This is a genomic window from Paenibacillus sp. TAF43_2, assembly GCF_052113545.1.
Classification (GTDB): domain Bacteria; phylum Bacillota; class Bacilli; order Paenibacillales; family Paenibacillaceae; genus Pristimantibacillus.
In genome coordinates, this window is record NZ_JBFRDK010000183.1 from 1 (window position 1) to 12,063 (window position 12,063).

At 44.6% G+C, this 12,063-nt stretch carries 11 protein-coding genes, 1 other RNA gene and 1 pseudogene; 2 read left to right on the top strand and 11 right to left on the bottom strand.

What is annotated here, in order from left to right; genetic code table 11:
- Both AB4Z17_RS27410 and AB4Z17_RS27415 read right to left on the bottom strand, forming a co-directional pair.
- Positions 1–1,310 (bottom strand): annotated as a pseudogene (locus AB4Z17_RS27410) (hypothetical protein); the annotation flags it as partial.
- Entirely contained in the window at positions 1,301–2,089 is a 789-nt protein-coding gene (locus AB4Z17_RS27415; protein ID WP_441963321.1) for an ABC transporter ATP-binding protein, read from the bottom strand. The pseudogene AB4Z17_RS27410 and the gene AB4Z17_RS27415, both read right to left, overlap by 10 nt.
- A gap of 157 nt (positions 2,090–2,246) precedes the next feature.
- Here AB4Z17_RS27415 and AB4Z17_RS27420 point away from each other — a divergent pair, with 157 nt between their 5' ends.
- Complete coding sequence (locus tag AB4Z17_RS27420) at positions 2,247–2,876, top strand: GTP pyrophosphokinase (RefSeq protein WP_076266910.1); 630 nt, start codon at positions 2,247–2,249, stop codon at positions 2,874–2,876.
- Between the two features lie 47 nt (positions 2,877–2,923).
- On the opposite strand, the gene AB4Z17_RS27425 is transcribed toward AB4Z17_RS27420, so the two are convergent.
- Genes AB4Z17_RS27425 through AB4Z17_RS27435 form a run of 3 tightly spaced genes read right to left on the bottom strand, consistent with a single transcriptional unit; the run spans position 2,924 to position 4,120 of the window.
- On the bottom strand, positions 2,924–3,346 hold the full coding sequence (locus tag AB4Z17_RS27425; RefSeq protein WP_441910433.1) for a DUF308 domain-containing protein: 423 nt from the start codon (positions 3,344–3,346) through the stop codon (positions 2,924–2,926).
- A gap of 6 nt (positions 3,347–3,352) precedes the next feature.
- Positions 3,353–3,565 (bottom strand): DUF1540 domain-containing protein, encoded by a 213-nt coding sequence (locus AB4Z17_RS27430; protein WP_076266909.1) that lies wholly within the window; start codon positions 3,563–3,565, stop codon positions 3,353–3,355.
- 54 nt (positions 3,566–3,619) lie between these two features.
- Entirely contained in the window at positions 3,620–4,120 is a 501-nt protein-coding gene (locus AB4Z17_RS27435; protein WP_076266908.1) for a YpuI family protein, read from the bottom strand.
- A gap of 184 nt (positions 4,121–4,304) precedes the next feature.
- On the opposite strand from AB4Z17_RS27435, the gene AB4Z17_RS27440 reads away from it, so the two are divergent.
- A complete protein-coding gene (locus AB4Z17_RS27440) occupies positions 4,305–6,152 on the top strand; it encodes a S8 family peptidase (protein ID WP_441963322.1) in 1,848 nt (615 codons plus the stop codon).
- A 67-nt stretch (positions 6,153–6,219) separates the two neighbouring features.
- Here the strand turns inward: AB4Z17_RS27440 and rnpB are convergent.
- From rnpB to AB4Z17_RS27470, 6 genes are all read right to left on the bottom strand, one after another.
- Positions 6,220–6,626: RNase P RNA component class A (gene rnpB / locus AB4Z17_RS27445), an RNA gene on the bottom strand.
- A 77-nt stretch (positions 6,627–6,703) separates the two neighbouring features.
- Positions 6,704–7,825, bottom strand: a complete 1,122-nt coding sequence (locus AB4Z17_RS27450) for a Nif3-like dinuclear metal center hexameric protein (protein WP_441963323.1) — start codon at positions 7,823–7,825, stop codon at positions 6,704–6,706.
- Positions 7,801–8,574: a tRNA (adenine(22)-N(1))-methyltransferase gene (locus AB4Z17_RS27455; protein ID WP_441910437.1), complete on the bottom strand. Its 774-nt coding sequence runs from the start codon at positions 8,572–8,574 to the stop codon at positions 7,801–7,803. The genes AB4Z17_RS27450 and AB4Z17_RS27455 overlap by 25 nt, the downstream gene beginning before the upstream one ends.
- On the bottom strand, positions 8,574–9,410 hold the full coding sequence (locus AB4Z17_RS27460) for a hypothetical protein (protein ID WP_441963325.1): 837 nt from the start codon (positions 9,408–9,410) through the stop codon (positions 8,574–8,576). The genes AB4Z17_RS27455 and AB4Z17_RS27460 overlap by 1 nt, the downstream gene beginning before the upstream one ends.
- Positions 9,411–9,536: 126 nt before the next feature.
- Complete coding sequence (gene rpoD / locus AB4Z17_RS27465) at positions 9,537–10,667, bottom strand: RNA polymerase sigma factor RpoD (protein ID WP_053376806.1); 1,131 nt, start codon at positions 10,665–10,667, stop codon at positions 9,537–9,539.
- A gap of 18 nt (positions 10,668–10,685) precedes the next feature.
- The coding region (locus AB4Z17_RS27470) for a DNA primase (protein ID WP_441963326.1) at positions 10,686–12,063 on the bottom strand (1,378 nt) is incomplete at its 5' end.

Sequence of the window (12,063 nt, forward strand, 5' to 3'; positions counted from 1 at the left end):
AAGTAATTTACATCGGTCAGCTGAGCCGATTTATTATCGACTTGCTTATCTGTTGGTGCGATTGCCACAACAGACTCGATTACAACATCATTTAAGCTCTCTAATGTTTTGTCGTCTTTAAACCAGCGATCCGCATCAGAAGCCATAGCTACTGCTTGGCCGCCGCGAGAATGACCAACTAATGCAACCCTGCTTAAGTCAACTTTTCCGGTAAAAGGATTGCCGACTTCTTCGTTCAACTGTTTAATTTGCTGCAAATGCTTAAGAAGTACCCAAGCGCGTACTTTCATATCATTATTAGGTATACCTGACCAAACGGAATAGTTTAAAAAATTCTCATCTACTGAAATGGCTATTATGCCTTGGCTAGCAAGCAGCTCTCCCAAATAGCCATAACCCCCATCAGAGAAATCCTCCATCAAATGATTGCCATGTACGATAAGTGCAATTGGATACGGTCCTTCACCCTCCGGCATCCAGACACGCCCATTTAAAGGCAGAGCATGCTCGTCAAATCCCCAAAATTTTGTTTTCAGTTTTGACCATTCTGTAATATAAGCTGAAGCATCAACTGCCGTAGATCGAACATCAACCTCTTTGCCAAAAATGACTCTATGCTTATCCAGCCCGCTTCCGTAAGTGAAAGCCTGAAATGCAAACTTCCCATTCTCAGCTGGATCAGGCGCATTTATTGTATTGCGAATGGAATCACTGTCCAGCAAGGCGTCAGCCGTTTGAGACATAGCTGCAGTTCCTGGCCAATAAACAAACAGATAGCTGATCGCTGCAACAGAAGCTGCTCCCACCATAATCAAAAATTTGCTCCGTCGCTTTATTTTCAACTTTAAGAGGATACCGAGCAAACAGCCCGCAGCAGCCCCTATGATGGTGAAAGCTAACGCAATGATAATCGACATGAGTATGCCTAGCTCAGCATAATACAAAATCAGATAAGCCTCTATCGAAGCGTATGTCCATACAGCCGCAAGTCTGCGCGGTATAGGTAAATACAACATTGAATATATAAATGATAGCAAGTTCGCTGCTAGACTCATAGCAACGATATTCAAAATTAAAAAAAGTAAAATATCAATTGTCGTACCAAGTCCAGTCGGCATGCCAAGGGCGGCTGCCGTCATCGCTAGTGACGCAAATAGAGCTGTGCTTCCTGTAGCAATTCTCGCTATATAATGATCTCGTTCATTTCTAAGCTCGAATCGTTTTTTTAACCAAGCCATTATTTTTTTCCATCTTTTTGGCTCAGGAGGCTGCTGCAGCTGAAACTGCGGCTCTTGCAATACTAATTCCATAAATCCCCCTCAACAGTAATCCAGTTTCGGCTATTACGCTTCTCGATATGGACAGGCACTCCAAAAAAATCACTCATAAGTGCGGATGTCAGCACCTCAGAAGTGTCATTTGCTGCAAATACCTTTCCCTTCTTAATTAAAAGCGTTTTTGCAAAGCAAGGCAATATCTCTTCCACGTGATGGGTCACGTAAATAATGGTAGGAGCATTCTGCTCGCCTGCCACAGCAGCTATCATTTGGAGCAGCTGCTCGCGTGCAAATACATCAAGGCCTGTACACGGCTCATCCAGTATTAACAGCTTCGGAGAAGCCATCAGCGCCCTTGCGATCAACACTCGCTGCTTCTCTMCTTGTGACAGCGTGTTGTAGGTTCGCTCCATTAAAGCTGTACAGCCAAGTGTTCTCATTAATTCTTCTGCTTGGATCATGTCAGCAGAATCGGTTTGATCATATAGTCCAATGGTTGCAAATTTGCCGCTAAGAACAATTTTCAGAGCAGTCYCAGAGCCATATAGCTTTTGCTGCAATGAAGTACTAACCCAACCAATGCTCTTTCTCAGCTCGCGTAAATCAAATTCACCGAATTTTTTCCCAAGTACCGCCATACTGCCCTCAGATGGCCAAATGTAGCCGTTAATCATATTCAGCAATGTTGTTTTGCCAGACCCGTTCAGTCCAAGCAAACACCAATGCTCTCCTTCGTTTACTTTCCAGCTTATTTGTTCCAAAATTTTATTGTTATTTTGTTCCCACGATACGTTATGAATGTCAATGATCATGATTAACTCTCCCGTCTGTTGACTTTTAAGTATGCTATAAATTTGACTTGGCATATAATATCGACCATTATAATAATACAACGATTCTCGCTTAAGTCGAAACCGTTCCAGCTAATAATCACATATATATAATTGTTATATCAGGAGTGATCTGCGTATGAAAACGAATCAACTAAAGCAATGGGCTCATTTTTTTCTAACTTATAAATTTGCGCTCGATGCTGTAGAAACAAAACTTAACATTCTAAATGAAGAATTTCAATTTATTCATGATTACAATCCGATCGAGCATATGAAGACCAGAATCAAAGCGCCAGAGAGCGTCATGCAGAAGCTTCAGCGTAAAGGACTCCCTATTACTCTTGAGGATGCCAAAGAGCATATTCGGGATATTGCTGGTGTGCGCGTAATCTGTTCCTTCTCTACCGATATTTATCAAATCGTCGACATGATTAGCAAGCAAAGCGACGTGCGCGTCGTTGAGCTCAAGGATTATGTCATCAACCCGAAGCCAAATGGTTATCAGAGCATTCATTTGCTAATTGAAATACCTGTCTTCCTTACCGATCGAACCGAAAATGTGCTTGTAGAAATTCAAATTCGAACGATTGCCATGGATTTCTGGGCAAGTCTCGAGCATAAGATCTATTATAAATTTAATGAGCAAATTCCGCTACATATACAACAGCAGCTCAAAGGCTCTGCCGATATGATTCATCTCTTGGATCGGGAGATGCTTGCTTTGAATGTGGAAGTACAAAAGCACCGTGAGCAAGCTCTAAAATAAAAAAAGCTCCATCCCGATTTACCGGGAAGGAGCTTTTTTTTATTCGGTTAGGTGATCGCGTAATAAAAAGGGACGATAATTAAATTTAACATTAATGCAATAGCTCCGATCGCCATAGACCAACCGCCTAGTCCGCGTGCGCCTTGTCGGTATGCTATAAAGCCAAGTACGACTGATGTTGCACCAATGAGTACAGGCCATAGAAACCAAGACGCAATTGCAAACACAAGTGATACCCATCCAAGAGCATAACCTCCGGACTCGGCATCTGCATGTGCCCGCTCTTCTCTCTCCTCATAACGGTCTTCTCTGCGCTCCGTATGAACCGCTGGATTGCTTATTGCAAAATCAGCAGCCATTTCTTCATTTACATCAATCAAGCGATCCGTCCCCACAACTGGATGGCTTGTTCGTTCCGATCGATCTCGATCATCCAACAATTGTTTATAATCGTCTTCATATTTACCCATCGACCTTCACTCCTTTGGTTTAAAGGTAAGGCAGCATGTTGACTTTGATTGTTCAGCTTGATCTTGATGAAATAGTCCGAGGTCATCCGCAGCAAATTCTTCTTTAAAATTGGCGCCTGCATGTTGATCGATTTCGATGTTGATTTCACTAGCTCCACAATTATTGCCTTCTTTCCAGAAGTTGCAGTTAGCGACACTACAAGACACGCCTTTTGGCATAAAAAAATCACCTCCACTATCAAGTTTCCCTGACCGGAGGTGATTCATTCTGCCTTATTTTTGTCCTTGCATACGACGCTGAGTCATGTAATCATTTTCGTAATACGCTAATTCATCACGCAGTTCTTCAAAAACCTTGGAAACACTAAGTACGATACCACGAGAATCACGATTCGGTTTAAAGCGGAAACGAATCGCATCTTGGCCAGTATAAGCATAACGGCCATCTTCAGAATAACATTCGTTCTTCGGATAGAAAAACGCGCTTACGCATTGATGGTAAACCTCATACAGCACGCGTTCCGCATAATCTGTATCAAAATTGGGCCGTCTGAGCAATACTCCCAGCTTTTCAACCGAGACTTCAGAAAAGACCAATAAATGTCTCAAATCGGATAAAAGGCCTTTGTAAAAAGTATGTGCTTCTTCTCCATCATCTTCGCCGGTTAATTGGGGCAAGGAATTGTTATTCAGAAACGGTTCCAGTTGGCTTAACGCATCCTTTAGCTTTGTGCGAGTTGATTCCGTTAGTGCTTTGACGTTGGCAGTTGGCATATAGGTAGTTCCCCTTTCATAATCCAAACACACGTAAAAACTACAATCATCACTATCGTACCACAAATTACATTTAAGTGGTACTGGCGATTCACGCTTTCGTTCGCATATTTTAAGCCTTGGAATCCGAACCTATAGATTAGACTTAGCTCTAATTTAGAACGATCAATGGAGGGTTTCAGGCATGCATAGAAAATGGATTGGTGGCCTTACAATTTTAGCCTTAGCTGCTCTGCTTATACCAATGACGCCGATATTTGCCCCTAAAGACGTGAAAAAACCGCCGCAAACGTCTAGTTTTTCTGCAAAACGCGAGCATACGCTCAAAATTGCTGCGCTGCAATCCGATATGAAAGCGACAGCGATGCTATGCTCCACGGAGTGCTCCAAAGATTTTCAGAAGCTGATGAGCTCCAGTATGGGATCAAAAAACGAAGCTGATCAACAAATCAAGCATATGATGCATGAGCATGCGCACATGGCTTATATTAGCTGGATTTCGGGCAATCGCAGCGTTGATCGAGGAGCCCTTCCACAAACAGAGGATCAGAAAGTCAAATCTTATGTTTCTGAAGCAAAATCACAAGTTAGCAAAGGAGCCAAGTTTGAATCCCCTTCTTTCACGGCCAAAAATGGAAGCCGTTATATGGTGCTGGGTGTGCCAGACTCCAAGCATACTGGAATCGGTGTTGTCGGTGTAATCAAACAAGATATTTTGAAATCCGTAGAGCATCATCAAAAGCGCAACCTTAGACTTGTACCTTATCCAGCTGAAGGAAATTACAAAATCGAATCAGTGAAACCAAACTCAACGATCGATACGACTGTTCGTACTGGCGAGGATAACGGAAATGCCAGTCATTATCATGTTCGCGACGTTGTTGTCCATTTCGTTAAGCCTCTTTCGGGCAGCGAGCTTGAACAGGTAAAACGCGATATAAATGCGGAGTGGGTTAAACAAGTCGGGGATACTTTTATTTTCCGCTCAAGAAATATTGAAACGGATCAGCTCGTCCGTTATTTCAAGCAAAAGTGGAATACCGAATATACAGAACCACATTATTTGTATATGACAAATGAGAGCTCAGCCGCAATCGTTCCAAATGATGCTTTGTACTCAGAGTATCAATGGAATTTGCCTTCAATTGAGACGGAAAAGGGCTGGAGTTTATCTAAAGGCAGCGACAAGGTTATTATTGCTGTGCTTGATACCGGCGTGCAAAGCAATCATCCGGATTTGAAGGGTAAGCTTGCTGAAGGCAAAAATATTGTAGATGAAAATGCGGCTCCTGATGATGATGTTGGGCACGGAACCCATGTATCTGGCATCATTGGCGCTACCGTTAACAATAATGAAGGTGTTGCCGGTTTATCATGGTACAACAAAATTATGCCTGTTAAAGTATTGGACAGCAGCGGTGCAGGCTCCACTTACTCCGTCGCTCAAGGTATAATTTGGGCCGTCGATCATGGAGCCAAGGTCATTAATATGAGCTTAGGCAACTATGCGCAGGCAGATTTTCTTCATGACGCGATTAAATACGCCTATGATCATGACGTCGTCATGATTGCAGCCAGCGGCAACGATAATACGGATCGTCCGGGGTATCCAGCCGCATATCCGGAAGTATTCGCTGTTGCGGCAACTAACAGCAGCAAAGAAAAAGCTTCATTTTCTAACTATGGCGATTATATAGACGTTGCAGCACCTGGCGACAGCATTGCGAGCACCTATCCTGGCAGTCAATATGCGGCATTGTCCGGCACATCTATGGCAAGTCCCCATGTCGCGGCGTTGGCAGGATTGATTCGGTCCATTAATCCTGAGCTTTCCAACGTTGAGGTTATGGAAATTATGAGGAAATCAGCTATTGATTTAGGCGCCAAAGGAAAAGACGATTTTTTTGGCTATGGAGAAATCGATGTTGATAAAGCGCTGCAAGCTGCTTCAAAATACGGTGGAGCGCTGCAAACCTATCCCGATCAGGTAAAAAGAAGGCTTGATCGGATTATGAATAAGTACAGGAAGTAATTCAGCAAATACAATAAAGCACCCATCGCATGCGATGGGTGCTCTTTGTTTGTAAGTGTAAGGTCGTGCGGAAAGTTTGTCGTAAGCCGGGTTCTGTACTTCTGGTGGTCCAAACGGGAACGACCCTCCCACGATGAAGCGACAATCATCTATCTAGGCCGTACATTGCTATACGGCTCCAGCAACCAACCCGGACGCGCCTCAGGCTAAGGCTGCAGCTTAGGGGCTGCGGCGTCCTCTCGGTCTTGCTCCAGATGGGGTTTACCAGGAACGTAGTCACCTATGCTCCTCGTGGTCTCTTACACCACGGTTCCACCCTTACCTGTTCCGGCTAAAAGCCGGCCATCGGCGGTCCATTTCTGTGGCACTATCCTTCAGCTCGCGCTGACTGGACGTTATCCAGCATCCTGCCCTGCGGAGCCCGGACTTTCCTCTCGCGGCAACAAGGCCGCCAGCGATTGTCTGTCAAACTTTCCGTGGCATCGTTAAGTATACAAGGTATTTCATAAAAGCTCAACCCTCAATGTCATTCCAATCTAACAATAATTTAACTATACAAAAGTAAACGGTTCTGTGTTCAAGGAAGAAGCAACCGCTGTCGTTTCATATTTACTGCTCACAAGCTGTTCATTCAACCAATTTGCAACCTTCTGCTTCATCACTTTTTCAATGTTATGACCAGGGTCGATGATCGTCATTCCTGCAGCCAGCGCATCATGTGCCGTGTGATAATCAATATCTCCAGTAACAAGCACATCAGCACCGGAAAATACAGCATGGCGTACATACTTGCCGCCTGCTCCTCCGAGTACAGCGGCTTTGCGAATGACTCGGTCGAGTGCTCCAACTACTCTCACTGCTGGAACATCAAACAATTGCTTCGCTTGTTCTGCAAGCTCACCCAGTGTCGTCGGCTCGGCTAGCTTGCCGACTCTGCCCAGTCCAAATGATCTGCCCTTTAAATCGACTGAATATAAATCATAAGCAACCTCTTCATACGGATGTGCTTTGAGCATTGCCTGGACCGTTTTGCGGTGGACGCTATGGGGAACGATCGTTTCAATTCGAATCTCATCAGCACGCTCCAGCTTTCCTTCCTCGCCAATGAACGGGTTCGTTCCTGGTCCAGGAATAAATGTTCCTGTCCCCTTTATATTGAAGCTGCAGTTGCTGTAGCTGCCAATTTTACCTGCTCCTGCACGCCACATAGCCTCAAGTACTTGCTCGTGATGGCTCTCTGGTACAAATACAACAAGCTTGTAAAGCTTGTCCGTATGCACCTCCTCCATACACTGACGGTTATCCGGAACGATTCCGATTAAATCAGCTAGCCAATCATTTATTCCTCCATCTGCCACATCAAGATTGGTATGTGAAATATAAACGGCAATGTCGTTTTTGATAAGCTTCTCGTATAGGCGCCCTGCCGCAGTTGATGTATCCAGCTTGGCAAGCGGCCGATATATGATCGCATGATGAGCGATAATAAGCTCAGCACCTTGCTCAATCGCTTCATCAACAACAGCATCCGTTACATCCAATGCAACAAGGATCTTCTTAATCGGTTTATTTAATGTGCCCAGCTGCAGGCCGATTTTGTCATTCTCAACCGCATAATGCTTAGGCGCAAGCTGCTCCATTAACTGGATCACGGTTTGTCCATTGGCAAGCATTGTAAAACCTCCTCAATCACGTTCATCTCCGACTGAAACTGCTCGCGTTTACTCGCTGATTCTGCAAGTTCTGATCCAGCCAGCTGATCACAAATACGCTCAAGTTTATTCAGCTCATGACGCCATTTTTTAAGTAATACAGGCTGAGGCTCGCGAAGCAAATGCGGACCCATTTGCTTCAAAACACCAAATAGCTTGTCAGCCGCAAGCTTAACATTCAAGAAGCTGCCATCATAAAGCTCGCTATTGCGCGCTTTAGCATCCGATGCACGTATGGCGTGCATCACTTCATAAATTTTTCCGTCTTCTTCGAGAATGCTTTCTGCAGCCAAATACCAATTATGCTTCAAAAGCCATTCGCGTACGACTTCTTCACCTACATTAGGCTGCAGCACAAGCTCTACAACCCCTTCTAGCTTGCCCGCCGCATGGCCTGCCTCTAATATATCGCTCATAAGGCTGCCGCCCATACCGGCGATTGTGACCGTGTCAGCCTCACCAGGCTGAAGCACGTTCAGGCCATCGCCTTGTCGGACTGTCAAACGAGCAGTCATTCCAGCGGCAGCACCTTGCTTCTTCGCTGCCTCATAGGGACCGAGGTTCAGCTCTCCTGCGATCGCTGTAGGGCACTTATCGATTTGCAGCAAATATACGGGTAGCATCGCATGATCCGAGCCAATATCAGCTACACGCGAGCCCGTGGTTACGTAATCTGCAATCTTCTGCAGACGCCTTGATAGTTTTAACATTATACAACCCACACCATCCATTGTTTTCGCATTGAAAATAATATTATTCCGCCTATCGCTATTTTGACAATGAGCTGCAGCTGCAACAGAATTGCGTCATTGACGAACATGACCGAGTATAGCTCAGGCATAAACCACACGAGCGCGCAGGTTGCAAACAGAACAGCAGATACCGGCTTCGACCAGCGATGTACAAACCAACTGCTCCAGCCAAACAAACAAGCGATAGGCAGCCAGTAAAGCTGCACCTCATACCATTTCGAATCCAGCATAAATTGTGACAGCAGCCACGCATAAACAAGTATAGCCGCCAACCATCCACTTAAATGAAGGGCAGGAATGCGAGCCTTTATTCCATAAAAAACCCAAAAGATCGAACAAAAGGCTAATAAGCTTGTTTTCCAGCCCCAATGATCAAAAGGATGCAGATTCAACATATACAATCCCCCCCCTAGAAGGAGGAGCATTCCCGTACTTKTAATTGCCAATCCAGCTGACTCATTGCGGCTGCGAAGTCGCTGTCCCGTAAGTAAAAAAACAGCCACCGCGCCGACCACAACAGCCATTTGCAATAACGGATGAAATTCGTTAAAATAAAGCACAACAAAGGAAATTAAGGTAAAAGTTCCAAATGTAAGTAGCCATTGCATACCTGTTGCTCGTTGTACTGCGGCGATTGCTTTTCCAACTGTATGATGCTGTTCTTTAGTTGTTTGGATCGTATCTTGATCAGCATACAAATTCAGCAGAAAGTCACAATATTGATCTGGCAGCAGCTTGCTTCGGCGCCAATGATCAATTTCTTTCACGATAATTTGCCGACGATCCTGATTCATAAAATCCCGCTATCCTTTCGATCGACTTGTTTTGCCTGCACAAGTCCGTATGTATGAGGTTGGCATTTTAGAAAAAAGACCTCGCTGCACGAGCAGAAAGGTCAATATACTAAACATCAAGTTTTTTTATTCGAGGAAATCTTTCAAACGTTTGCTGCGGCTTGGATGACGCAGCTTGCGAAGTGCTTTGGCTTCAATTTGACGAATACGCTCACGCGTAACACCAAATACTTTGCCAACTTCTTCAAGCGTTCTCGTGCGTCCATCATCAAGTCCGAAGCGAAGACGAAGTACATTTTCTTCTCTTTCAGTCAATGTATCGAGCACGTCTTCCAGTTGCTCTTTAAGCAGCTCATACGCAGCAGCATCTGCTGGAGCAAGCGCTTCTTGGTCTTCAATGAAATCACCTAGGTGAGAATCATCTTCTTCCCCGATTGGAGTTTCAAGCGATACCGGTTCTTGTGCGATCTTCATAATCTCGCGAACCTTCTCGGTGCTTAGCTCCATCTCCGCAGCAATTTCCTCCGGTGTCGGTTCGCGTCCAAGTTCTTGGAGCAATTGACGTGATACTCTAATTAGCTTGTTAATCGTTTCCACCATATGAACCGGGATACGAATGGTTCGTGCTTGGTCGGCAATGGCGCGAGTAATCGCTTGACGAATCCACCATGTTGCATACGTACTGAATTTGAAGCCCTTCTGATGGTCAAACTTCTCAACTGCTTTAATAAGTCCCATATTGCCCTCTTGAATCAAATCAAGGAACAACATGCCTCTACCTACATAACGTTTAGCAATACTGACAACAAGCCGCAGGTTCGCTTCCGCAAGTCTACGTTTTGCTTCCTCGTCGCCATTCTCGATACGTTGTGCAAGTTCAACCTCATCATCTGCAGAAAGAAGTGGAACCCGACCGATTTCTTTTAAATACATACGTACCGGGTCATTAATTTTTATACCCGGCGGCAAAGCTAGATCATCATCAAAGTTAAAGTCGTCCTGTTCGCGCTCTTGCTCTTCCCCTTGGGCAGCGAGTGGATTTTCTTCGTCATTTTCGTTCAGTACCTCAATCCCAAAATCATCGAGCTGTTCGAAAAATTCATCAATTTGTTCAGGGTCTTGATCGAACGGAGCCAACTTATCCATAATTTCTTTATACGTCAAAGATGACCTCTTTTTGCCTTGCTCAATCAATTGGTCCTTCACATGATCCAGTTTTTGTTCGGTATCTAGTTCAGTATGTTGATCATTCGCCATATTCCGACTCCCTCCCCCCTAGAAACGATCTTCCTGTCGTCCTTTGAGCTGTCTCTCTAGGGTTATAATCTCACTTGCTATTTGTGCTGCTGCCAAAAAATCTCCGGTACGCTCAGCACGCACCATTTCTTCTTTCTTGCGTTCAATATCACGATACTGCGGTACTTTAATAATGTCCTGGATATATGCGTCCATCATCGTATCATCGAACGGAAAGTCACCGTCCATCATCAAAATCGATGYAGCTGTACGTTCTAATCGGTCATCATGCAGCGTTGCAATAAAGCGGCTGACATCCGGATCATAGCCTTGAGCAAAATAAGCGTATAAATAAGCAGCAAGAGCTGCGTGATCCTCTACATTAAACGCATCGCCGAGTCGTTCATGAACCGATTGCGCTACCTCTCGATCCCGCATCATAACGTGCAGCAACCTTCGTTCTGCATGTGTGAAAGCAGGCATAAGAGTAGGTGGTCCAGACTTTCGGGGCTTTTCATTCCTACCATTATTCCACGAATTGTCGTTATTATCCCCTTGCGGTTTCTTTTTTTGCAGCTCCTGTCTAATTTGATGACAGTCCTGTTTCAAAGCATCCAGTGAGATTTCGAACTCTCGTGAAATTTCCTTCAGGTAGACCTCGCGTTCTGTTGAAGAATCAAGCTCTGCAACAATTTGTACCGCTTCAAGCAGATAGTTCTTTCTACCTTCTTCTTTTAGCAGTATATGGTTTTTCCTTGAATATATAAGCTTAAATTTTGTCACCGATACCGGTTGATCCATTATCTCTCGCAAGAAATACTCCGGACCATATTCGCTTATATAATCATCGGGATCCTTTCCTTTCGGAAGCATCGCCACCGATACTTTGAGGCCTGCGCTTTCAAGCATCGGAATTGATTTGAATGCTGCTGCTTGTCCTGCATCATCACCGTCATAACATACAATGACTTCTTCGGCTTGTCGTTTTAGAATAGCGCAATGTTCTTCGGTCAAAGCCGTTCCCATCGTAGCAATTCCATTTTTTACGCCAGCGCTCCATGATTTAATGACGTCCATGTAACCTTCAAACAATACAACTTGCTTACTCTTTCGAATAGATGGCCGCGCATAGTGCAGATTGTAAAGTGTTCTGCTTTTCGTAAACAGCATCGTTTCCGAGGTATTCAAGTATTTCGGCTGTCCTTCGCCTATAATGCGACCCGCAAACGCGGTAGCTTTGCCGTCTCGATCCCATATCGGAAACATAATGCGATTTCGAAACCGATCCACATATCCACTCCCGTCAGATTTAGCCGAAAGCAATCCGCCTTTTTCCATCAATGCAAGATCAAATCCACGATTCGTTAAAAACCGGGCCAGCAAGTCCCATTCCTGAGGAGCGTAACCTATCATAAAA